This is a genomic window from Pseudomonas sp. PDM18, from assembly GCF_014852585.1.
GTDB lineage: Bacteria > Pseudomonadota > Gammaproteobacteria > Pseudomonadales > Pseudomonadaceae > Pseudomonas.
This window is the reverse complement of the sequence record NZ_JACVBX010000013.1, coordinates 63,237-85,836: the sequence shown is the minus strand read 5'-3', so window position 1 is coordinate 85,836 and position 22,600 is coordinate 63,237. Positions and strand designations below refer to the sequence as shown.

The following is a 22,600-nucleotide window of genomic DNA, read 5'->3' as shown; positions in this document are numbered from 1 at the left end:
GAACTGCCAGAACCATGTGGTGGTGCCCCGGGAGAGACTCGAACTCTCACTCTGTCGCCAGAAACGGATTTTGAATCCGCCGCGTCTACCATTCCGCCACCGAGGCAATGGCGCGGCAGTATAGGGAGACGCTCTGCGCCGGTCAATCGGCTCGCATGGTCAGAAATGGGCAATTCCAGTAAGATGTGCGCCCCTTCGAGATAGCTCTTCCCATGCGCGTCGCTGACTTTCATTTCGACCTGCCCGAGGCGCTGATCGCCCGCCATCCGCTTCCTGAACGCCGCTCCAGCCGTCTGCTGGTGCTGGACGGTCCGAGCGGCGAGCTCAGCCACCGGCACTTTGCTGACATTCTCGGCTTCCTCAAGCCGGGTGACCTGATGGTGTTCAATAACACCAGGGTGATCCCTGCCCGCCTGTTCGGCCAGAAGGCCTCCGGCGGCAAACTGGAAATCCTCGTGGAGCGGGTGCTGGACAGCCATCGCGTGCTGGCCCACGTGCGCTCCAGCAAATCGCCCAAGCCGGGATCGAAGATCCTCATAGATGGCGGTGGCGAAGCCGAGATGCTGCAGCGCCACGACGCGCTGTTCGAGTTGGGCTTCAGCGAGGATGTGCTGCCGCTCCTGGAGCGCGTCGGCCACATGCCGCTGCCGCCTTATATAGACCGTCCTGATGAGGACGCCGACCGCGAGCGCTACCAGACCGTCTACGCCGAGCGCGCGGGGGCAGTGGCGGCACCGACTGCCGGTCTGCACTTCGACGAGGCCCTGCTGGAGTCGATCCGGGCCAAGGGCGTGGACACCGCGTTTGTCACCCTGCATGTCGGCGCCGGCACCTTCCAGCCGGTACGCGTGGAGCGCATCGAAGACCACCACATGCACAACGAATGGCTGGAAGTCAGCCAGGACGTGGTCGACGCCGTGGCAGCCTGCAAGGCGCGCGGTGGTCGGGTGGTCGCTGTTGGCACCACCAGCGTGCGGTCGCTGGAAAGCGCCGCCCGTGACGGCGTACTCAAGCCGTTCAGTGGCGACACCGATATCTTCATCTTCCCAGGGCGACCGTTCCATGTGGTCGACGCCCTGGTCACCAACTTCCACCTGCCGGAATCCACCCTGCTGATGCTGGTCTCTGCCTTCGCCGGCTATCACGAGACCATGGCTGCCTACGCGGCGGCAGTAGAGCAGGGCTATCGCTTCTTCAGCTACGGCGATGCCATGTTCATTACCCGCAACCCGGCACCGCGCGGCCCCGAGGACTGATCCATGAGCTTCATGAAATTCGAACTGCTGGCCACCGAGGGCAAGGCCCGTCGCGGCCGCCTGACCTTCCCCCGTGGCGTGGTGGAAACCCCGGCGTTCATGCCGGTGGGCACCTACGGCACTGTGAAGGGCATGCTCCCGCACGACATCGAGGGCATTGGCGCACAGATCATCCTCGGCAACACCTTCCACCTGTGGCTGCGTCCGGGCACCGAAGTGATCCAGAAGCACGGCGACCTGCATGATTTCATGCAGTGGCAGGGGCCGATCCTCACCGACTCGGGCGGCTTCCAGGTGTTCAGCCTGGGCGCGCTGCGCAAGATCAAGGAGGAGGGCGTGTACTTCGCCTCGCCGGTGGACGGCGCCAAAGTCTTCATGGGGCCGGAAGAGTCCATGGCCGTGCAGCGTGCGCTGGGCTCGGACATCGTGATGATCTTCGACGAGTGCACCCCTTACCCGGCCGAGTTCGACGTCGCCAAGCGCTCCATGGAGCTGTCGCTGCGTTGGGCCAAGCGCTCGAAGACCGCCCACGGCGATAGCCCGTCGGCGCTGTTCGGCATCGTCCAGGGTGGCATGCACGAAGAGCTGCGCATGCGCTCGCTCGAAGGCCTGCAGGAAATCGGCTTCGACGGCCTGGCCATTGGCGGCCTGTCGGTGGGCGAGCCCAAGGAAGAGATGATCCGCGTGCTGGACTTCCTGCCCCGGCACATGCCCGCTGACAAACCTCGTTACCTGATGGGTGTGGGCAAACCCGAAGACCTCGTGGAAGGTGTGCGCCGGGGCGTCGACATGTTCGACTGCGTCATGCCCACCCGCAATGCGCGCAATGGCCACCTTTTCGTTGACACCGGGGTGATCAAGATCCGCAACGCGGTGCACAAGCACGATGAGTCTCCGCTGGACCCGACCTGCGATTGCTACACCTGCAAGCACTTCTCCCGCGCCTACCTCTACCACCTGGACAAGTGCGGCGAAATGCTCGGCAGCATGCTCAATACCATCCACAACTTGCGGCATTATCAGCGGCTTATGGCTGGTTTGCGCGAGGCAATCCAACAGGGTACATTGGCGAACTTTGTCGACGCCTTCTACGCCAAGCGCGGCCTTCCCGTGCCGCCGCTGGCGGACTGACCTTATTCATCGAAAAAGCTTTGAGACAGGAGTTTCCAATGAGTTTTCTGATTCCCGCTGCCTACGCTGACGCCGCAGCTCCCGCCGCTGCTGCAGGCCCGGCCGGCACTGGCTTCGAGTGGATTTTCCTGGTCGGTTTCCTGGTCATCTTCTACCTGATGATCTGGCGTCCCCAGGCCAAGCGCTCGAAAGAGCACAAGAACCTGCTGTCCGGCCTGCAGAAGGGCGATGAAGTCGTCACTTCCGCCGGTATCGCCGGCAAGGTGACCAAGGTCGCCGAGGACTTCGTCGTCGTCGAGGTTTCCGACAACGTCGAGCTGAAGTTCCAGAAGGCCGCGATCGCCGCGACCCTGCCGAAAGGCACCCTGAAGGCGATCTGATCCTCCACCTAGAAACCCAACCGACGGGGCGCAAGATGCGCCCCGCGTCATAACGGGCGGTGTCATGCTCAACAAGTATCCCCTGTGGAAGTATCTGCTGATCCTGGCGGTCCTGGCCGTCGGTTTCATCTATTCCGCACCCAACCTCTATCCGGACGATCCGGCCGTCCAGATCAGTGGCGCGAGCACCGCGTTGCAGGTCACCCAGGCCGATATCGACAAGGCCAGCAAAGCGCTCGCCGATGCGGGTATCGCCGTCAAGGCCGGCTCGCTGGGCAAGAACAGCGGCCTGATCCGTCTGGTCAAGCAGGAAGATCAATTGCCGGCCAAGGACATCGTCCGCCGCGCGCTGGGTGACGACTACGTGGTCGCCCTGAACCTGGCCCAGACCACGCCGAACTGGCTGCGCAACATCGCCGCCCACCCGATGAAACTGGGTCTCGACCTGTCCGGTGGTGTGCACTTCCTGCTGGAAGTGGACATGGAAAAGGCAGTCGACGCTCGTATGAAGGTGTACGAGAACGAGGTCAAGAGCGCCCTGCGTAAAGAGCGCGTGCGCTACCGCAGCCTGCCTGTGCAGGACGGCGGCATCCAGCTGGGCTTCACTGAAGAAGCCGACCTGGACAAGGCCAAGTCGATCATCGCCAAGGATTTCCGCGATTTCGAAACCGCTCAGAGCGAGCGTAATGGCATGCAGGTCCTGCGCCTGGCCATGACCGCCACCAAGCTGGCCGAAATCCGCGAGTACTCGATCAAGCAGAACCTGACCACCGTCCGCAACCGCGTGAACGAGCTGGGCGTGTCCGAGCCGCTGGTACAGCGCCAGGGCGCCAACCGCATCGTCGTCGAACTGCCGGGCGTGCAGGACACCGCCGAAGCCAAGCGTATCCTCGGCAAGACCGCCAACCTGGAGTTCCGCCTGGCCGCCGAGCCGGATGCGATCAAGTCCTCCACCGAGACCTTCGATTTCCGCGAGCCGCGTCGTCCGCCGGCGACCTTGGAGCGTGGCGTGATCATCACCGGTGACCAGGTCACCGACGCCAGCGCCAGCTTCGACGAAAACGGCCGTCCGCAGGTGAACATCCGTCTGGATGGCCACGGCGGTGAGCTGATGAACCGCGCGACCCGCAACAACGTCGGCCGCAGCATGGCCGTGGTGTTCATCGAGCAGAAGCCGATCACCCGCTACACGAAGCAGGTCGTCGACGGCGTCGAGCAGGAAGTCGCTGTTCCGGCGTTCAAGGAAGAGAAGCAGATCATCAGCCTGGCGACCATCCAGTCGCCGCTGGGCAACCAGTTCCGCATCACCGGCCTGGACGCTCCGGGCGAGTCCTCGGAACTGGCCCTGCTGCTGCGTGCCGGTGGCCTGGCTGCGCCGATGTACTTCGCTGAAGAACGCACCATCGGCCCGAGCCTGGGTGCTGACAACATCGCCAAGGGCATCGACGCCTCCCTGTGGGGCATGGTCTTCGTTTCCCTGTTCATCATTGTCATCTACCGCTTCTTCGGCGTGATCGCTACCGTCGCCCTGGCCTTCAACATGGTCATGCTGGTGGCGCTGATGTCGATCCTCGGCGCGACCCTGACCCTGCCGGGTATCGCGGGTATCGTGCTGACCATGGGGATGGCGGTGGATGCCAACGTGCTGATCTTCTCTCGAATAAGGGAAGAACTGGCGGCGGGTATGTCGACGCAGCGGGCGATCCATGAAGGCTTCAACCGTGCCTTCACTGCGATCATCGACGCCAACCTAACCTCGCTGCTGGTCGGCGGCATCCTCTACGCCATGGGCACCGGCCCGGTGAAGGGCTTCGCCGTGACCATGTCCCTGGGTATTCTCACCTCGATGTTCACTGCCATTCTGGTCACCCGCGCAATGGTGAACCTGATCTACGGCGGCCGCGACGTTAAGAAGCTGTGGATCTAAGGGGCCAGAGATGAATATCAAGATCGGTACTATCAACTTCATGGGCGTGCGCAACGTTGCGTTCGCCGCGACCCTGATCCTGACCCTGATCGCCCTTGGCAGCTGGGTCTTCAAAGGTATCAACTTCGGCCTGGACTTCACCGGCGGTACGTCGATCAAGCTGACCTACGAGCAGCCTGCCGATCTCTCCAAGGTGCGCGAGCAACTGGTCGCCGCCGGTTACAGCGAAGCCGTGGTGCAGAGCTTCGGTGATACCAGGGACGTGCTGGTGCGTATGCCCAGCGAAGACCCGGAACTGGGCAAGAAGGTCGCCACTGCGCTGCAGAAGGCCGATGCTTCCAATCCGGCCAAGGTGAACGGCGTCGAGTACGTCGGCCCGCAGGTGGGTGAGGAGCTGCGCGACCAGGGTGGCCTCGGCATGCTCCTGGCGCTTGGCGGCATCCTGCTGTACGTGGGCTTCCGCTTCCAGTGGAAATTCGCCCTGGGTGCGATCCTCTCGCTGATCCACGATGCCATCATCGTGATGGGCGTGCTGTCGTTCTTCCAGATCACCTTCGACCTGACCGTACTCGCCGCGGTGCTGGCGGTGGTGGGCTACTCGCTGAACGACACCATCGTGATCTTCGACCGGGTGCGCGAGAACTTCCGCGTGCTGCGCAAGGCAAGCCTGATCGAGAACATCAACATCTCGACCAGTCAGACCCTGCTGCGGACCATCGCCACCTCGGTGTCGACCCTGCTGGCCATCGCTGCTCTGTTGTTCTTCGGTGGCGACAACCTGTTCGGCTTCTCTATCGCCCTGTTCGTCGGCGTGATGGCGGGTACCTACTCGTCAATCTATATCGCCAACGTGGTGCTGATCTGGCTGAACCTGTCCAGTGAGGACCTGATTCCTCCGCCGAGCAAGGAAGTCGACGAGCGCCCGTAATAGAGCGTTTCCAGCCTTCCAGAGAAAACTCCCGCTTCGGCGGGAGTTTTTATTTGTAGGTGATGTGCCATCAGGTGGCCGGAACTTTCTTACAATTAGATCGCTCCAAGGCAAGGTAAAGGGCTAGGCCCGAATGAGAAGAAAGACCAGGAGAACCCTATGAACAAGTCGTTGCTAATCGGTACCGTGCTGGGCGCTGTAGGCGTGACTGCCGGTGGCGCCGTGGCTACCTACAGTCTGGTGGACCGTGCGCCGCAATACGCCGAGGTGCTCGCCGTTCAACCGGTCAAGGAAACCATCAAGAATCCGCGCCAGGTCTGCAAGGACGTGGCAGTGACCCACCAGCGTCCGGTCAAGGACACCCACCAGATCGCCGGTACGGCGATCGGTGCCATCGCTGGCGGCCTGCTGGGCAACCAGATCGGCGGCGGCAACGGCAAGAAGATCGCCACCGTGGCGGGCGCCATCGGCGGCGGCTACGCGGGCAACAAGGTGCAGGAAGGCATGCAGGAGCGTGACACCTACACCACCACCGAAACCCGCTGCAACACCGTCGACGACACCAGCGAGAAGGTTGTCGGCTACGACGTGAAGTACCTGCTCGATGGCAAGGCCGGTCAGGTCCGCATGGATCGCGATCCGGGCTCGCAGATTCCGGTCGACAAGAGCGGCCGACTGATCCTGGGTCAGCAATAAGCAGTCGCCAGGCGTGGAACGAAGAAGGCGCCCAATGGGCGCCTTTTTCTTTGGTCTTTTGTTGTAGGAGCGAGCTTGCTCGCGAACCGCCTGGGTGCGTGGTTTCAGGATAAAGAGCTTCGCGAGCAAGCTCGCTCCTACAGGCGACGCGTTCTTGCAGGCACAAAAAAGCCCGGCATTGCCGGGCTTTTTGCGTCGTGGCTCAGGCTCAGCGCTTGAGCGACGGCGGCAGGTGCGGCTGGATGCTGGTCAGCAGCGCCTTGAAGCACTTGGTGTTGCCGGCGACGATCTGGCCCTTCTCGAGGAACTCGTGACCGCCGGTGAAATCGCTCACCAGGCCGCCCGCTTCCTGGATCAGCAGGGCGCCAGCGGCCATGTCCCACTCGGACAGGCCGAATTCCCAGAAGGCGTCGTAGCGACCGGCGGCGACGTAGGCCAGGTCCAGGCTGGCGGCGCCGGCGCGGCGGATGCCGGCGGTCTGGCCGACCAGGCTGCGGAACATGCCCAGATAGGCGTCCAGGTTGTCCATCTGGCTGTCGCGGAACGGGAAGCCGGTGCCGAGCAGGGCGCCTTCCAGGCTCTTGCGGTTGCTGACGCGCAGGCGGCGGCCGTTCAGTGCGGCGCCACGGCCGCGGCTGGCGGTGAATTCTTCCTGGCGGATCGGGTCGAGGACCACGGCGTGCTCGAGGCGACCGCGGTATTTGCAGGCGATGCTGACGGCGTAGTGCGGAACGCCGTGGATGAAGTTGGTGGTGCCATCCAGCGGGTCGATGATCCACAGGTAGTCGGCACCTTCGCCGCTGCCTTCGAGCATGCCGCCTTCTTCGCCCATGATCCCGTGGTTCGGGTAGGCCTTGCGCAGGGCTGTGACGATGGAGAGCTCGGCCGCGCGATCGACTTCGGTGACGTAGTCGTTGGCTTCTTTCTCGTTGACCGACAGGGTATCCAGGCGTTCGATGGAGCGGAAGATCAGTTCACCGGCGCTGCGAGCGGCGCGCAGGGCGATATTCAGCATAGGCTGCATGGAGAGGTCACCTGGGTCGTTAAAGAAAGCCGAATATTCTAGCAGAAAGCCATGGAGTTAATAGAGCGACCTGTCGCCTGCGTGGCGCAAGCCCCACTGCTGCGGTAGGATTCCCTCCCTTTTTCGCTTTTGTGTGGAGTCGCGCGTTGCTCGACAAAATTCGCGTGGTGCTGGTCAATACCAGCCATCCCGGCAATATCGGCGGTACGGCCCGTGCGATGAAGAACATGGGGCTGTCGCGCCTGGTCCTGGTCGATCCGATGGATTTCCCCAGTGGCGAGGCCCGTGCCCGCGCCTCCGGCGCCGATGACATCCTCGATGCGGCCGTGGTCGTTCCCACCTTGGAAGATGCCCTGGCGGGCTGCAGCCTGGTGCTTGGCACCAGCGCGCGGGATCGTCGCATCCCCTGGCCGCTGCTCGATCCGCGCGAGTGCGCCACCACTAGCCTGGAGCACGTCCAGCAAGGTGGTGAGGTCGCACTGGTGTTCGGCCGCGAATACGCCGGCCTGACCAATGAGGAGCTGCAGCGATGTCAGTTCCACGTGCACATCCCGGCCAATCCCGAGTTCAGCTCGCTGAACCTGGCGACGGCGGTGCAGGTGCTGGTCTACGAGGTGCGCATGGCCTGGCTGGCCGTTCAGGGGCAGCCGACCAAGCAGGAGAAGGTCGAGTCCACTGCGATGCTCAACAGCGTCCCGGTGACTTCCGATGAGCTGGAGCGTTTCTATGCGCATCTGGAGTCGACCCTGGTGGATATCCAGTTCCTCGATCCGCAGAAGCCGCGCCACCTGATGTCGCGCCTGCGCCGCCTATATGGCCGTGCCGGTGTCAGCAAGCTGGAGATGAATATCCTGCGGGGTATTCTCACCGAGACACGGAAGGCTGCCCGTGGGGAGCTTTCCAAGCGGAGTGATGAAGATGTTTGAGCGTGTACGCGAAGATATCCAGAGCGTATTCCATCGTGACCCGGCGGCGCGCAACGCTTTCGAGGTGCTCACCTGCTACCCGGGACTGCACGCCGTCTGGCTGCATCGCCTGGCTCATGGTCTGTGGACGTCCGGCTGGAAGTGGCTGGCGCGCATGGTGTCCAACTTCGGTCGCTGGATGACCGGTATCGAGATTCATCCGGGCGCGAAGATTGGTCGTCGCTTCTTCATCGATCACGGCTTGGGCATCGTCATCGGCGAAACCGCCGAGATCGGCGACGATGTGACCATCTACCAGGGCGTGACCCTGGGTGGCACCAGCTGGAACAAGGGCAAGCGCCACCCGACCCTGGCCGATGGCGTGGTGGTGGGGGCGGGCGCCAAGGTGCTTGGTCCGTTCACCGTCGGTGCCGGCGCCAAGGTCGGTTCCAATGCCGTGGTGACCAAAGAGGTGCCGCCGGGCGCTACCGTTGTGGGTATTCCCGGCCGCATCATCGTCAAGGATGACGCGGATCAGGCCGCCAAGCGCCAGGCCATGGCAGAAAAGCTCGGCTTCGATGCCTACGGCGTCAGCCAGGACATGCCCGACCCGGTGGCCCGCGCCATCGGCCAGCTGCTCGACCACCTGCAGGCGGTTGACGGCCGGCTGGAAGGCATGTGCAAGGCTCTGACAGCTCTGGGTAGCGACTACTGTGCGAAAGATCTTCCGGTTCTGCGGGAAGAGGACTTCGCCGGAGTCAAGGACGAGGAGAGCAGCAAGTCGGCGCAGTGATGCGCCGGCCCTTGCATTGCTGCTACAATATGTCGCCGTTCGCTGGCTAAATCCGACTAAAGTAATAGGTCTTATAGTTGACTTAAATAGTCGGAAAAGAGCATACTCCCGCCATACCAGCGATTCTTCCGGATTTTCCCATGCGATTGACCACCAAAGGCCGCTATGCCGTCACCGCCATGCTTGATCTGGCGTTGCACGCCCAGCGTGGCCCGGTTTCTCTCGCCGATATCTCCGAGCGCCAGGGTATCTCCCTGTCCTACCTGGAACAGCTGTTCGCCAAGTTGCGCCGTGGCAACCTGGTGGTCAGCGTGCGTGGTCCGGGCGGCGGCTACCAGCTGTCCCGCGACATGACCGGCATCCACGTCGCCCAGGTGATCGATGCGGTCAACGAGTCGGTCGACGCCACCCGTTGCCAGGGTCAGGGCGACTGCCACTCCGGCGATACCTGCCTGACCCACCACCTGTGGTGCGACCTCAGTCAGCAGATTCACGAGTTCCTCAGCGGCATCAGCCTGGCCGACCTGGTCGAGCGCCGCGAAGTTCAAGAGGTCGCTCAGCGCCAGGACGAGCGTCGCTGCTCGGGCACCAAGCCGCTGCGCCTCGACAAGATTGAAGCGTCCGCCATCGATTGAGCGAACGCCCGCCTGTAGGAGTTACCTGATGAGATTGCCGATTTACCTCGACTACTCCGCCACCACCCCGGTGGATCCGCGTGTCGCTCAGAAAATGGCCGACTGCCTGCTGGTTGACGGCAACTTCGGCAACCCGGCTTCGCGCTCCCACCTCTTCGGCTGGAAGGCCGAGGAAGCGGCTGAGAACGCCCGTCGCCAGGTCGCCGAACTGGTTAATGCCGACCCCCGTGAGATCGTCTGGACGTCCGGTGCCACCGAGTCCGACAACCTTGCCGTCAAGGGCGTCGCGCACTTCTACGCGACCAAGGGCAAGCACATCGTCACCTCGAAGATCGAGCACAAGGCGGTCCTGGATACCTGCCGCCAGCTGGAGCGCGAAGGCTTCGAAGTGACCTACTTGGAACCGACCCCCGAGGGCATCATCACCCCGGCGATGGTCGAGGCCGCTCTGCGTGACGACACCATCCTGGTCTCGGTAATGCACGTGAACAACGAAGTCGGCAGCATCAACGACATCGCCGCCATCGGCGAGCTGACCCGCTCGCGCGGCATCCTGCTGCACGTCGACGCTGCACAGTCGGCCGGCAAGGTGGACATCGACCTGGAGAAGCTCAAGGTCGACCTGATGTCCTTCTCCGCCCACAAGGTCTACGGCCCCAAAGGCATGGGCGCGCTGTACGTGCGCCGCAAGCCGCGCGTGCGCCTGGAAGCCCAGATGCACGGTGGCGGCCATGAGCGCGGCATGCGTTCGGGCACCTTGGCGACCCACCAGATCGTCGGCATGGGCGAGGCCTTCCGCATCGCCAAGGAAGAAATGCACCAGGAAATGGCCCGTATCGAAGGCCTGCGCAAGCGCTTCTTCGATCAGGTGCAGGACCTGGAAGAGCTGTACCTCAACGGCAGCCCGACTTCCTACGCGCCGAACATCCTCAACGTCAGCTTCAACTACGTCGAAGGCGAGTCGCTGATGATGTCGCTCAAGGACCTGGCCGTCTCGTCCGGTTCCGCCTGCACCTCGGCCTCGCTGGAGCCGTCCTACGTGCTCCGCGCCCTGGGTCGCAACGACGAGCTGGCGCACAGCTCCATCCGTTTCAGCTTCGGCCGCTTCACCACTGAAGAAGAGGTCGATTACGCCGCCAAGAAGGTGGTGGAAGCCGTTTCCAAGCTGCGTGAACTCTCGCCGCTGTGGGATATGTTCAAAGAGGGTGTCGACCTGTCCAAGGTCGAATGGCAGGCCCACTGACCCGCCCCATAGAAGTGAGGATTAGCCATGGCTTACAGTGAAAAGGTCATCGACCACTACGAAAATCCGCGCAACGTCGGCAAGCTCAACGCCGAAGACCCGGACGTCGGCACCGGCATGGTCGGCGCGCCGGCCTGCGGCGACGTAATGCGCCTGCAGATCAAGGTCAACGAGCAGGGCGTCATCGAAGACGCCAAGTTCAAGACCTACGGCTGCGGTTCGGCCATCGCCTCCAGCTCCCTCGCCACCGAGTGGATGAAGGGCAAGACCCTGGACGAAGCCGAGTCGATCAAGAACACCACCATCGCCGAAGAACTGGCCCTGCCGCCGGTTAAGATCCACTGCTCGGTACTCGCGGAGGACGCCATCAAGGCGGCCGTGCGCGACTACAAGCAGAAGAAAGGTCTGCTCTGAAGCGATTCGTTGAGTAAGGAGTTCCCATGGCCATCAGCATGACCGAAGCCGCCGCCAACCACGTTCGCCGCTCCCTCGACGGGCGGGGCAAGGGCGAGGGCATTCGTCTTGGCGTGCGTACCACCGGGTGTTCCGGGCTGGCCTACGTGCTGGAGTTCGTCGACGAACTGGCAGCCGAGGATCAGGTCTTCGAGAGCCACGGCGTGAAGGTCATCATCGACCCGAAAAGCCTGGTCTACCTCGACGGCACCGAGTTGGACTTCACCAAGGAAGGCCTCAACGAGGGCTTCAAGTTCAACAACCCGAACGTGCGCGGTGAGTGTGGCTGCGGCGAAAGCTTCAACGTCTGAGGCTGGGTGTGGGTAGTCCCTGTCACTTCGCGCTGTTCGACCTGCAGCCGGGTTTCCGGATCGATCTGGAAACCCTCGGCAATCGCTACCGGGAGCTGGTGCGAACCGTTCATCCGGACCGTTTCGCCGATGCTTCCGAGCGCGAGCAGCGACTGGCGCAGGCCAAGGCCGCTGAGCTCAACGATGCCTACCAGACGCTGAAGAGCGTTCCGCGTCGTGCCCTGTACCTGCTGGCCCTGCGCGGCGATTCGCTGCCGCTGGAAGCCACGGTGCAGGACCCGGAGTTCCTCCTGCAGCAGATGCAGTTGCGCGAGGATCTGGAAGACCTGCAGGACAGCGCCGATCTCGACGGCGTGGCGCAGTTCAAGCGTCAGCTGAAGTCTGCCCAGCAACGGCTGGAAGATGATTTCGCTGATTGTTGGGATGATGCCGCCCGCCGCGACCTGGCCGAACGCCTGGTGCGTCGCATGCAGTTCCTCGACAAGCTGGCGCAGGAAGTGCGACAGCTGGAAGAGCGACTCGACGATTAATCCGCGCGGCTCGCGCCGCGCCCGATAGCCTGATTAGAAACCGCATGGCCCTACTGCAGATCGCCGAGCCCGGACAGACCCCCCAGCCGCACCAGCGTCGCCTGGCCGTGGGGATCGACCTGGGCACTACGAATTCCCTGGTCGCTGCCGTGCGCAGCGGCGTCGCGGCTCCGTTGCCGGACGTCCGCGGCGAAGTGATCCTGCCTTCGGCGGTGCGTTACCTCGCCGATCGCATCGAGGTGGGTGAGAGCGTTCGCGCCACCGCCTCGCAAGACCCGCTGAACTCAATCATCTCGGTCAAGCGCTTCATGGGCCGTGGCCTGGAGGACGTGAAGCAGTTGGGCGGCCAATTGCCGTACCGCTTCACCCAGGGCGAATCGCACATGCCCTTCATCGAGACCGTCCAGGGCGCCAAGAGTCCGGTGGAGGTCTCGGCAGAAATCCTCCGCGTCCTGCGTCAGCGCGCCGAATCCACCCTGGGTGGCGAGCTGGTGGGCGCGGTGATCACAGTTCCCGCCTATTTCGACGATGCCCAGCGTCAGGCCACCAAGGACGCCGCACGCCTGGCTGGCCTGCACGTACTGCGCCTGCTCAATGAGCCGACCGCTGCCGCTGTGGCATACGGTCTGGACAAGAGCGCCGAAGGCCTGGTCGCCATTTATGACTTGGGCGGCGGCACCTTCGATATCTCCATCCTGCGTCTGACCCGTGGCGTCTTCGAGGTCCTGGCCACCGGTGGCGACACCGCCCTGGGCGGCGACGATTTCGACCATGCTATTGCTGGCTGGATCATTGAGCAGGCCGGTATCTCGGCTGACCTCGATCCGGGCGCCCAGCGCCGTCTGCTGCAGACCGCCTGTGCCGCGAAGGAAGCCCTGACTGATAGCGCCAGCGTTGCCGTCGCCTACGACAGCTGGACCGGTGAGCTGACTCGCGCCCAGATGGATTCTCTGATCGATCCGATGATCCAGCGCAGCCTCAAATCCTGCCGCCGTGCCGTGCGTGATTCCGGCATCGAGCTGGAAGAGGTCAGTGCCGTGGTCATGGTCGGTGGCTCCACCCGAGTGCCGCGCGTTCGTGAACTGGTGGGGGAGCTGTTCGGTCGTGAACCGCTGACTGATATCGACCCGGACCAGGTGGTTGCCATTGGTGCTGCCATCCAGGCCGATGCCCTGGCTGGCAACAAGCGCGGCGAAGAGCTGCTGCTGCTGGATGTGATTCCCCTGTCGCTCGGCCTGGAAACCATGGGCGGGCTGATGGAGAAGGTGATTCCGCGTAACACCACCATCCCGGTGGCTCGCGCCCAGGAATTCACCACCTACAAGGATGGCCAGACAGCCATGATGATTCACGTGCTGCAAGGCGAGCGTGAGCTGGTCAAGGACTGCCGGTCCTTGGCGCGTTTCGAGCTGCGCGGCATTCCGCCGATGGTGGCGGGCGCGGCGAAGATCCGCGTCAGCTTCCAGGTCGACGCCGATGGTCTGCTGGGCGTGTCCGCCCGCGAGCTGTCGTCCGGCGCCGAGGCGAGCATCCAGGTCAAGCCGTCCTACGGCCTGACCGACGGCGAGATCGCCCGCATGCTGCAGGATTCCTTCCAGTACGCCGGTGATGACATGGCCGCCCGCACCCTGCGCGAACAGCAGGTCGAGGCCCAGCGTCTGCTCGAAGCCGTGCAGTCCGCGCTGGACGCCGATGGCGAGCGTCTGCTCGATGCTGACGAGCGTCTGGTCATCGATGCCGGCATGGACTCGCTGCGTGAGCTGGCTACCGGCAGCGATGCCACTGCCATCGAACTACAGATCAAGCGTCTGTCCCAGCTGACCGACGCCTTTGCCGCGCGCCGTATGGACGCCACCGTCAAAGCCGCACTGGCCGGTCGCCGGCTCAACGAAATCGAGGAATAAGCGAAGATGCCGCAGATTGTCTTTCTGCCCCACGCCGAACACTGCCCGGAAGGCGCGGTGATCGAAGCCCAGCCGGGCGAAACCATCATGAAGGCGGCGCTGCGCAACGGCATCGAGATCGAGCACGCCTGCGAGATGTCCTGTGCCTGCACCACCTGCCACGTGGTCGTGCGCGAGGGCTTCAACTCCATGGAAGCCTCTGACGAGCTGGAAGACGACATGCTGGACAAGGCCTGGGGCCTGGAGCCGGATTCGCGCCTGTCCTGCCAGGCAGTGGTCGGCGAGACCGATCTGGTGGTGGAGATCCCGAAATACACCATCAACCAGGTGTCCGAAGGTCACTGAGGCGGAGCGTCCATATGAGTCTGAAATGGGTTGATGTGCTCGAAATCGCCATCCAACTGGCCGAGTCCAAGCCGGACGTCGATCCGCGCTACGTAAACTTCGTCGATCTGCACCGCTGGGTGCTGGCATTGCCGGAGTTCAGCGATGATCCTTCCCGCGGCGGGGAAAAGGTCCTGGAGGCCATCCAGGCCGCCTGGATCGAAGAAGCCGACTGAGGGTGCGGCTCACTAGAGCCGCGTACCCATTTGTCATGAACCCGCGTATAATTCGCGGGTTTTATCTTTAGGTGAGCTGTCGAAAATTTCCCCAGGGGGATTTTCCGGCCGCCGGCCCTGTCGCAGTCGGGCCGGTTTCGCGGCTGCCGCCCCACGGGCGCAGCGCGCGGCAAACCCTAGAATCGCAGGAGCTCCTGGCCACGCCAGGGGCTTCTTGGCATTACCAACCTTGCTTTTCGGAGTTATTTCCATGGCCCTGCAACGTACCTTCTCCATCATCAAGCCCGACGCCGTTTCCAAGAACGTCATCGGCGAAATCCTGACCCGCTTCGAGAAAGCCGGCCTGCGCGTTGTCGCTTCCAAGATGGTTCAGCTGTCCGAGCGCGAAGCTGGCGGTTTCTACGCCGAGCACAAAGAGCGTCCTTTCTTCAAGGACCTGGTTTCCTTCATGACCTCCGGCCCGGTCGTTGTTCAGGTTCTGGAAGGCGAAGACGCCATCCTGCGCAACCGTGAACTGATGGGCGCCACCGATCCGAAGAAAGCCGACGCCGGCACCATCCGCGCCGACTTCGCCGTTTCCATCGACGAGAACGCCGTACACGGTTCCGACTCGGAAGCTTCGGCTGCCCGCGAAATCGCTTACTTCTTCTCCAGCACCGAGGTGTGCGAGCGCATTCGCTAATCCAGGCGAATGAGCGAGGGTGAATCCATGACTGATACCGCTGTAAAGGCCAACCTGCTGGGCATGACCAAGCCCCAGCTCGAGGAATTCTTCGAGTCCATCGGTGAAAAGCGCTTCCGCGCCGGCCAGGTGATGCAATGGATTCACCACTTTGGCGCCCTGGAATTCAGCGCCATGACGAACGTCGGCAAGGCCTTGCGCGAAAAGCTCGAGGCCGTTGCCGAAATTCGTCCCCCGGAGATCGTCAGCCAGGACATTTCCGCTGACGGTACCCGCAAGTGGGTGGTGCGCGTGGCCTCGGGCAGTTGCGTCGAGACCGTGTACATCCCGCAAGGCGGCCGCGGCACCCTGTGTGTGTCATCCCAGGCCGGTTGCGCGCTGGACTGCAGCTTCTGCTCCACCGGCAAGCAAGGCTTCAACAGCGACCTGACTTCCGCCGAGATCATCGGCCAGGTGTGGATCGCCAACCAGTCGTTCGGGACCATCCCGGGCAAGATCGACCGTGCCGTCACCAATGTGGTGATGATGGGCATGGGCGAGCCGCTGCTGAACTTCGACAACGTCGTGAGCGCCATGAGCATCATGATGGAAGACCTCGGCTACGGCATTTCCAAGCGAAAGGTGACCCTGTCCACCTCCGGCGTGGTGCCGATGATCGACAAGCTCGCCGAGGTGACCGACGTGTCCCTGGCCCTGTCGCTGCACGCACCCAACGACGAACTGCGCAACAAGCTGGTACCGATCAACAAGAAGTACCCGCTGGAGATGCTGCTCGACTCCTGCTACCGCTACATCACGCGCCTGGGCAAGGAGCGCGTGCTGACGATCGAGTACACCCTGCTGGCTGGCGTCAACGACCAGCCCGAGCATGCTGAGCAGCTGATCGCACTGCTCAAGGATTTCCCTTGCAAGATCAACCTGATTCCGTTTAATCCGTTCCCGCATTCCGGTTACGAGCGTCCGAGCAACAATGCCATTCGCCGTTTCCAGGACATGCTGCACAAGAGCGGCTTCAACGTGACCGTTCGTACCACTCGCGGCGACGATATCGATGCCGCCTGTGGTCAGCTGGTAGGCCAGGTGATGGACCGCACCCGCCGCAGCGAACGCTATATTGCCGTACGTCAGCTGGCCGCCGATGCCGACCAGGCCGCGCCCACTGGCAACCGAAACTGAACTAGGGAGGATTCCGATGACCCTGCGCGCCGCGCTGTGCTTACTGTTGGCAACCGTGCTGACGGGTTGCGTGACGACTGGTAAACAGGATCCTCTGAAAACCGAGAAGGGCCGGGACGAGGCGCGCGACGCCTATATCCAGCTCGGCATCGGTTACCTGCAGATGGGCAACACCGAGCAGGCCAAGGTGCCGCTGCGCCAGGCCCTGGATCTCGACTCATCCAGCGCCGATGCCCATGCTGCCCTGGCCGTGGTTTATCAGGTCGAGAAAGAGCCCAAGCTCGCCGAGAGCGAGTTCCGCAAGGCATTGTCCTCGCGCTCGGGCGATGCGCGCATCCTCAACAACTACGCAGGTTTCCTGTTCGAGCAGAAACGCTACCAGGAAGCCTACGACACCTACATGAAGGCCACGGAAGACGGCCTCTATTCCGAACGTTCGCGCATCTTCGAGAACCTCGGTCTGGTGAGCATGAAGCTCAACAACCGCGCTCAGGCCAAGGAATACTTCGAGAAGGCCATTCGCCTGAACCGCAATTCGACGGGGGCGCTGCTCGAACTGGCTGACCTGAATTACCAGGATCGCGAGTACGTGCCGGCTCGCGCCTATTACGAGGAATACCTCAAGCGGGGCCCGCAGACCGCGCGCAGCCTGCTGCTGGGGATTCGACTGGCCAAGATCTACGACGACCGGGATACCGCTGCCAGCTACGGGCTGCAACTCAAGCGCCTGTATCCCGCTTCTCCCGAATACCAGGCATACCAGGCGGATAAATGATGAATACGTCGCAGTCCGATGTCATCGGCACGACCCGCGCCAACCCTGGCGAAACCCTGCGCCAGGCACGTGAGAACAAGGGCTGGAGCACCGCTCAGGTCGCCGGCCAGCTGAACCTGACCGAGAACGCCCTGCGTTCGCTGGAGCAGGGCTCGTTCGAGCAGTTGCCGGGCCACACCTTCGCCCGTGGCTATATCCGCGCCTACGCCAAGCTGCTGGGCATGGACCAGGCCCAGATGGTTACCGCCTTCGACCAGTACACCGGCACCGACGCCACCGGCAGCAACGTCCAGGCCCTCGGCCGCGTGGTCGAGCCGGTACGCCTGTCGCGCAACCTGCTGCGCCTGTTCAGCCTGGCGCTGCTGGCCGTGCTCATCGGCTTCGGCTACTTCTGGTGGCAGGAACGTTCTGCGCGTCCGGCTGAGACCGGCAGCCTTAACATGGAGCACGTCGAGGTCGAAAGCGCCGACGGCACCACCGAAATCCACACCCTCGACGAGCCGGAAGACCAGGCTGTCGCCGAGGACCAGGCCAATACTCCGGCGGTTCCCGGCGAGCCTGCCGGCGACAACGGCAACGCCGAGGCTCCGGCCGAAGGCACCCCGCCGGTCTCTGCCAACCCGGCAGTACCGGGCGCCCCGGCCGCCGCCGAAACCGCTCCGGCCCAGGTTCCGGTAGTCCCTGCCCAGCAACCGGCTGCACAGCAGCCTGTCGCTCCGGCCGCCCCTGTGGCTCCGATCGAGGCGCCTGCTGCTCCGGTGGTGGCTTCCGCGGGCCAGGGCGTGGTCAAGGTTCAATTCAGCGCCGATTGCTGGACCCAGCTCACCGATGCCGACGGCAAGGTCCTCGTCGAGGGCCTCAAGCGCAAGGGTGATTCGCTGGAGGTCGCCGCCAAGGCGCCCGTCCAGTTGCGCCTGGGCTTCGCCCAAGGTGCCCAGGTCAGCTACAACGGCCAGCCGGTCGAAGTCACGCCGGCGCGCGGTGGCACCGCTCGCCTGAAGTTGGGTGGACAGTAAGATGCATTGCGAGTCTCCGATCAAACGTCGCCTGTCCCGCAAGATCTGGGTCGGTAACGTGCCGGTGGGTGGGGATGCTCCCATCGCCGTGCAGAGCATGACCAACACCGATACTCTGGATGTGGCCGCCACCGTGGCGCAAATCCGTCGTCTGGAAGACGCAGGCGCCGACATTGTCCGCGTCTCCGTGCCCGACATGGACGCCGCCGAGGCGTTCGGCAAGATCAAGCAGCAGGTCAAGGTGCCGCTGGTTGCCGACATCCACTTCGACTACAAGATCGCCCTGCGCGTGGCTGAACTGGGCGTCGATTGCCTGCGCATCAACCCGGGCAACATCGGACGCGAAGACCGCGTGAAGGCCGTGGTGGATGCCGCCCGCGAGCGCAATATCCCGATCCGCATCGGCGTCAACGCCGGTTCGCTGGAGAAGGACCTGCAGAAGAAGTACGGCGAGCCGACCCCCGAGGCGCTGCTGGAGTCGGCCATGCGCCATGTCGATCACCTCGACCGTCTGGACTTCCAGAACTTCAAGGTCAGCGTGAAGGCCTCCGACGTGTTCATGGCCGTCGCCGCCTACCGCCTGCTGGCCAAGCAGATCGAACAACCCCTGCATTTGGGCATCACCGAAGCCGGTGGCCTGCGTTCGGGCACCGTGAAGTCGGCCGTCGGCCTGGGCATGCTGCTTGCCGAGGGCATCGGCGACACCATCCGCATCTCGCTGGCCGCCGACCCGGTGGAAGAGATCAAGGTCGGCTTCGACATCCTCAAGTCGCTGCGCCTGCGCTCCCGTGGCATCAACTTCATCGCCTGCCCGAGCTGCTCGCGGCAGAACTTCGATGTGGTGAAGACCATGAACGAGCTGGAAGGCCGCCTCGAGGACCTGCTGGTACCGCTGGATGTCGCCGTGATCGGCTGCGTGGTCAACGGTCCGGGCGAAGCCAAGGAGGCTCACATCGGTCTCACCGGCGGCACGCCGAGCAACCTGATCTACATCGACGGCAAGCCGGCGCAGAAGCTGCAGAACGATAACCTGGTGGATGAGCTGGAACGGCTGATCCGCGAAAAAGCGGCCGAGAAGGCCGAGGCCGACGCCGCACTCATCGTGCGCGGCTGACCGCAACAAGGATCCTAAGTGAGCAAGTCCCTGCAAGCCATCCGTGGCATGAACGACATCCTGCCGGACCAGACCCCGGCCTGGCGCTATCTGGAGCGCACCTTCGCCGGCCTGCTTGACCGCTACGGCTACAGCGAGATCCGCCTGCCGATCCTCGAGTTCACCGAGCTCTTCGCTCGTGGTATCGGTGAAGGCACCGACGTGGTCGACAAGGAGATGTACACCTTCCTCGACCGCAACGGCGAATCCCTGACCATGCGTCCGGAAGGCACCGCGGGCTGCGTGCGAGCCGTGCTGGAGCATGGCCTGTCGGGCGGTGGCCAGGTGCAGAAGCTGTGGTACACCGGTCCGATGTTCCGCTACGAGAAGCCGCAGAAAGGCCGTTATCGTCAGTTCCACCAGATCGGCGTGGAAGTCTTCAACCTGCCCGGTCCGGACATCGACGCCGAGCTGATCATCCTCACTTGGCGCCTGTGGCAGAAGCTGGGCATGGCCGATGCCGTGACCCTGCAGCTGAATACCCTGGGCTCCAGTGAGGCCCGCGCGCGCTATCGCGACGACCTGGTGGCCTACCTGCAGGAGCGCTTCGAGCAGCTGGACGAAGATAGCCAGCGCCGCATGACCACCAACCCGCTGCGCATCCTCGACAGCAAGGTCGAGAGCACCCAGGCGCTACTGGTCGGCGCGCCGAGCCTGCACGACTACCTGGACGAAGAGTCGATCGCCCACTTCGAGGGGCTGAAGGCCCGTCTGGATGCGGTCGGCCTGCGCTATGAGATCAACCAGAAGCTGGTACGCGGCCTGGACTACTACTGCCGCACTGCTTTCGAGTGGGTCACCGACAAACTCGGCGCCCAGGGCACCGTGTGCGGCGGCGGCCGCTACGATGGCCTGGTCAGCCAGTTCGGCGGCAAGCCGACGCCGGGCGTGGGCTTTGCCATGGGCGTGGAACGCCTGGTGCTGCTGCTGGAAACCCTGGGCGTGGTGCCTGCCGAGCTGAATCGCCCGGCCGACCTCTACGTCTGCGCCTTCGGCGAGCCGGCGGAGTTGGCCGCGCTGACCCTGGCCGAACAGCTGCGCGAGGCCATTCCGGGCCTGCGCCTGCTGGTCAACGCCGGCGCCGGCAGCTTCAAGAGCCAGTTCAAGAAGGCCGACAAGAGCGGTGCACAGTTCGCAATGATTCTGGGTGACGACGAACTGGCCAACCGCGTGGTAGGTTTCAAGCCCCTGCGTGGCGAGGGCGAACAACAGAATATCGCCTGGGATGCTCTGCCCGAGCACCTGGCTGCCTGCCTCAAGCGGGCCTGAATCGAGCGGATAGGAGTATTGGGGTGAGTAACCGTACCGAAGAAGAACAGATCGCTGACATCAAGGACTGGTGGCAGCGTAACGGCATGCCCCTGCTGACCGGCGCTGCTCTGGCGCTGATCGTGGTGTTTGGCTGGCAGGCCTGGAAAAAGTACCAGAACAACCAGTCCCAGGGCGCCTCGATCATTTACCAGGCCCTGTTGGAAACCGCACTGAACCCGGCCGGCAAGCCCGACACCGCCAAGGTCGCCGAGCTCGCTGGCAAGCTGAATACCGACTTCGCCGGCACTCCGTACGCCCAGTACGGCCGCCTGTTCGTCGCCAAGGTTGCGGTGGACAGCGGCAAGCTGGATGACGCCGTCCTCGAGCTGAAGGCAGTGGTCGACAAGCCGGTTGACGCCACCCTCGGCGAGCTGGCTCGCCAGCGCCTGGCGCGTGTCCTGGCGGCCCAGGGCAAGGCCGAAGACGGTCTGAAGCTGCTCGACGGCAACGTCGACAAGGCCTACGTCGCCACTCGCGAAGAACTGCGCGGCGACCTGCTGCTGCAGCTCAAGCGCAATGATGACGCCCGTGTCGCCTACGAAAAGGCCAAGGCTGCTCTGCCGGAAGACGCCGCCGTCGGCGCCCTGCAGATGAAACTCGACGACCTGGCCAAGGGAGACGCCTGAGATGTTGCGTTGGAAACACGTTGCACTGCTGGCACTGACCCTGATGGCTGTGGGTTGCAGCAGCAATAGCAAGAAAGAACTGCCGCCGGCCGAGCTGACCGATTTCAAGGAAGAGGTCCGCCTGGAGAAACAGTGGAGCCGTTCGGTCGGTGATGGCCAGGGCGACCTGTACAACCTGCTCGAGCCCGCCGTGGATGGCCAGACCATCTTCGCCGCGTCTGCCGAAGGCCGCGTCATGGCCATGCAGCGCGAAACTGGCGAAGTGCTGTGGAAGAAAGACCTCGATCTGCCGATCTCCGGCGCCGTCGGCGTGGGCAGCGGCATGGTCCTGCTGGGCACCCTGCGTGGCGACGTGATCGCGCTGGATTCCGGTTCGGGCGAGCAGAAGTGGCGCGCCAAGGTCACCAGCGAAGTGCTGGCTGCCCCGGCCACCAACGGTGACGTGGTGGTGGTGCAGACCCAGGACGACAAGCTGATCGGCTTCGACGCTTCCACCGGCAACCAGCGCTGGATCTACGAAGGCACCGTACCGGTGCTGACCCTGCGTGGCACTGGCGCTCCGCTGATCGCGGGCCGTCTGGCCCTGGCGGGTCTGGCCAGCGGCAAGGTCGTCGCGGTGGACGTGGAGCGTGGCCTGCCGGTCTGGGAAGCGCGCGTTGCGATTCCTCAGGGCCGTTCCGAGCTGGACCGCGTCGTCGATATCGACGGCGGCCTGCTGCTGGTCGACAACGTTCTCTATGTCGCCAGCTACCAGGGCCGCGCCGCGGCGCTGGACGTAGGCACCGGCCGCGTGCTCTGGCAGCGTGAAGCTTCCAGCTACGTCGGCGTAGCCGAAGGTACCGGCAGCGTGTTCATCAGCCAGTCCAGCGGCACCGTGGAAAGCCTCGACTCCCGTGGTTCGTCCTCGCTTTGGAGCAACGACGCCCTGGCTCGCCGCCAGCTGTCCGCTCCGGCCGTGCTGTCGAGCAACGTGGTCGTCGGTGACCTGGAAGGTTACGTGCATCTGCTGAGCCAGGTGGATGGTCGTTTCGTGGGCCGCGAGAAGGTCGACGGTGACGGCGTGCGGGTTCGCCCGCTGGTAGTCGGCAGCTGGATGTACGTGTTCGGCAACAGCGGTAAGCTGGCCGCCTACACGATTCGCTAAGCTGAGTGTTACTGCCGGCCGCTGCCGTGAAAAACGGCAGC

The 22,600-nt window shown here is 63.6% G+C and carries 25 protein-coding genes and 1 tRNA gene; 24 read left to right on the top strand and 2 right to left on the bottom strand.

The window, feature by feature from the left end; all coding sequences use genetic code 11:
* Positions 1 to 20: 20 nt before the first annotated feature.
* Positions 21 to 106: transfer RNA gene (locus IB274_RS23700), tRNA-Leu, on the bottom strand.
* 106 nt (positions 107 to 212) lie between these two features.
* Here IB274_RS23700 and queA point away from each other — a divergent pair.
* The 6 genes from queA (at position 213) to IB274_RS23670 (ending at position 6,318) form a co-directional block, all read left to right on the top strand.
* A complete protein-coding gene (queA, locus tag IB274_RS23695) occupies positions 213 to 1,256 on the top strand; it encodes a tRNA preQ1(34) S-adenosylmethionine ribosyltransferase-isomerase QueA (RefSeq protein WP_192435196.1) in 1,044 nt (347 codons plus the stop codon).
* A gap of 12 nt (positions 1,257 to 1,268) precedes the next feature.
* Positions 1,269 to 2,387, top strand: coding sequence for a tRNA guanosine(34) transglycosylase Tgt (tgt, locus tag IB274_RS23690; protein ID WP_192435406.1), 1,119 nt, complete (start codon positions 1,269 to 1,271; stop codon positions 2,385 to 2,387).
* 38 nt (positions 2,388 to 2,425) lie between these two features.
* Positions 2,426 to 2,767, top strand: a complete 342-nt coding sequence (yajC, locus tag IB274_RS23685) for a preprotein translocase subunit YajC (RefSeq protein ID WP_017522301.1) — start codon at positions 2,426 to 2,428, stop codon at positions 2,765 to 2,767.
* A 64-nt stretch (positions 2,768 to 2,831) separates the two neighbouring features.
* On the top strand, positions 2,832 to 4,694 hold the full coding sequence (gene secD / locus IB274_RS23680) for a protein translocase subunit SecD (RefSeq protein WP_192435195.1): 1,863 nt from the start codon (positions 2,832 to 2,834) through the stop codon (positions 4,692 to 4,694).
* Between the two features lie 10 nt (positions 4,695 to 4,704).
* Entirely contained in the window at positions 4,705 to 5,622 is a 918-nt protein-coding gene (gene secF, locus IB274_RS23675; protein WP_192435194.1) for a protein translocase subunit SecF, read from the top strand.
* A 159-nt stretch (positions 5,623 to 5,781) separates the two neighbouring features.
* Positions 5,782 to 6,318 (top strand): glycine zipper 2TM domain-containing protein, encoded by a 537-nt coding sequence (locus IB274_RS23670; RefSeq protein ID WP_192435193.1) that lies wholly within the window; start codon positions 5,782 to 5,784, stop codon positions 6,316 to 6,318.
* A gap of 208 nt (positions 6,319 to 6,526) precedes the next feature.
* Here the strand turns inward: IB274_RS23670 and suhB are convergent, their stop codons facing one another.
* Positions 6,527 to 7,342 (bottom strand): inositol-phosphate phosphatase, encoded by an 816-nt coding sequence (gene suhB / locus IB274_RS23665; RefSeq protein WP_192435192.1) that lies wholly within the window; start codon positions 7,340 to 7,342, stop codon positions 6,527 to 6,529.
* 146 nt (positions 7,343 to 7,488) lie between these two features.
* Between suhB and trmJ the strand changes: the two genes are divergently transcribed.
* The 18 genes from trmJ (at position 7,489) to bamB (ending at position 22,559) form a co-directional block, all read left to right on the top strand.
* Complete coding sequence (gene trmJ / locus IB274_RS23660) at positions 7,489 to 8,268, top strand: tRNA (cytosine(32)/uridine(32)-2'-O)-methyltransferase TrmJ (protein WP_192435191.1); 780 nt, start codon at positions 7,489 to 7,491, stop codon at positions 8,266 to 8,268.
* Positions 8,261 to 9,040, top strand: a complete 780-nt coding sequence (gene cysE / locus IB274_RS23655) for a serine O-acetyltransferase (protein ID WP_081515983.1) — start codon at positions 8,261 to 8,263, stop codon at positions 9,038 to 9,040. Before trmJ ends, cysE begins: the two co-directional genes overlap by 8 nt.
* 140 nt (positions 9,041 to 9,180) lie before the next feature.
* Positions 9,181 to 9,675 (top strand): Fe-S cluster assembly transcriptional regulator IscR, encoded by a 495-nt coding sequence (gene iscR, locus IB274_RS23650; protein WP_017522294.1) that lies wholly within the window; start codon positions 9,181 to 9,183, stop codon positions 9,673 to 9,675.
* Between the two features lie 28 nt (positions 9,676 to 9,703).
* Positions 9,704 to 10,918, top strand: a complete 1,215-nt coding sequence (locus IB274_RS23645; protein ID WP_192435190.1) for an IscS subfamily cysteine desulfurase — start codon at positions 9,704 to 9,706, stop codon at positions 10,916 to 10,918.
* Between the two features lie 27 nt (positions 10,919 to 10,945).
* A complete protein-coding gene (gene iscU, locus IB274_RS23640) occupies positions 10,946 to 11,332 on the top strand; it encodes a Fe-S cluster assembly scaffold IscU (RefSeq protein WP_192435189.1) in 387 nt (128 codons plus the stop codon).
* A gap of 26 nt (positions 11,333 to 11,358) precedes the next feature.
* Positions 11,359 to 11,682 carry an iron-sulfur cluster assembly protein IscA gene (gene iscA / locus IB274_RS23635; protein WP_184591201.1) on the top strand — a complete coding sequence of 108 codons (324 nt, stop codon included), beginning with the start codon at positions 11,359 to 11,361 and terminating at the stop codon, positions 11,680 to 11,682.
* 8 nt (positions 11,683 to 11,690) lie between these two features.
* Positions 11,691 to 12,212: a co-chaperone HscB gene (gene hscB / locus IB274_RS23630; protein ID WP_192435188.1), complete on the top strand. Its 522-nt coding sequence runs from the start codon at positions 11,691 to 11,693 to the stop codon at positions 12,210 to 12,212.
* Between the two features lie 44 nt (positions 12,213 to 12,256).
* Positions 12,257 to 14,116 (top strand): Fe-S protein assembly chaperone HscA, encoded by a 1,860-nt coding sequence (gene hscA, locus IB274_RS23625; protein ID WP_192435187.1) that lies wholly within the window; start codon positions 12,257 to 12,259, stop codon positions 14,114 to 14,116.
* Between the two features lie 6 nt (positions 14,117 to 14,122).
* Positions 14,123 to 14,461, top strand: coding sequence for an ISC system 2Fe-2S type ferredoxin (fdx, locus tag IB274_RS23620; RefSeq protein ID WP_081515975.1), 339 nt, complete (start codon positions 14,123 to 14,125; stop codon positions 14,459 to 14,461).
* Between the two features lie 14 nt (positions 14,462 to 14,475).
* Positions 14,476 to 14,676: a Fe-S cluster assembly protein IscX gene (gene iscX / locus IB274_RS23615; protein ID WP_017522288.1), complete on the top strand. Its 201-nt coding sequence runs from the start codon at positions 14,476 to 14,478 to the stop codon at positions 14,674 to 14,676.
* A 250-nt stretch (positions 14,677 to 14,926) separates the two neighbouring features.
* Positions 14,927 to 15,358 (top strand): nucleoside-diphosphate kinase, encoded by a 432-nt coding sequence (ndk, locus tag IB274_RS23610; protein WP_024762960.1) that lies wholly within the window; start codon positions 14,927 to 14,929, stop codon positions 15,356 to 15,358.
* A 27-nt stretch (positions 15,359 to 15,385) separates the two neighbouring features.
* Positions 15,386 to 16,534, top strand: a complete 1,149-nt coding sequence (rlmN, locus tag IB274_RS23605; RefSeq protein WP_192435186.1) for a 23S rRNA (adenine(2503)-C(2))-methyltransferase RlmN — start codon at positions 15,386 to 15,388, stop codon at positions 16,532 to 16,534.
* 16 nt (positions 16,535 to 16,550) lie between these two features.
* A complete protein-coding gene (gene pilW / locus IB274_RS23600; RefSeq protein ID WP_192435185.1) occupies positions 16,551 to 17,309 on the top strand; it encodes a type IV pilus biogenesis/stability protein PilW in 759 nt (252 codons plus the stop codon).
* Complete coding sequence (locus tag IB274_RS23595; RefSeq protein ID WP_192435184.1) at positions 17,306 to 18,325, top strand: helix-turn-helix domain-containing protein; 1,020 nt, start codon at positions 17,306 to 17,308, stop codon at positions 18,323 to 18,325. Before pilW ends, IB274_RS23595 begins: the two co-directional genes overlap by 4 nt.
* A 1-nt stretch (position 18,326) precedes the next feature.
* Positions 18,327 to 19,439 carry a flavodoxin-dependent (E)-4-hydroxy-3-methylbut-2-enyl-diphosphate synthase gene (ispG, locus tag IB274_RS23590; RefSeq protein WP_017522283.1) on the top strand — a complete coding sequence of 371 codons (1,113 nt, stop codon included), beginning with the start codon at positions 18,327 to 18,329 and terminating at the stop codon, positions 19,437 to 19,439.
* Positions 19,440 to 19,457: 18 nt separating this feature from the next.
* Entirely contained in the window at positions 19,458 to 20,747 is a 1,290-nt protein-coding gene (gene hisS / locus IB274_RS23585; protein ID WP_192435181.1) for a histidine--tRNA ligase, read from the top strand.
* Positions 20,748 to 20,770: 23 nt separating this feature from the next.
* On the top strand, positions 20,771 to 21,415 hold the full coding sequence (locus IB274_RS23580; protein WP_081515965.1) for a YfgM family protein: 645 nt from the start codon (positions 20,771 to 20,773) through the stop codon (positions 21,413 to 21,415).
* A gap of 1 nt (position 21,416) precedes the next feature.
* Positions 21,417 to 22,559 carry an outer membrane protein assembly factor BamB gene (gene bamB / locus IB274_RS23575; RefSeq protein WP_192435179.1) on the top strand — a complete coding sequence of 381 codons (1,143 nt, stop codon included), beginning with the start codon at positions 21,417 to 21,419 and terminating at the stop codon, positions 22,557 to 22,559.
* The last annotated feature ends 41 nt before the right edge of the window (positions 22,560 to 22,600 follow it).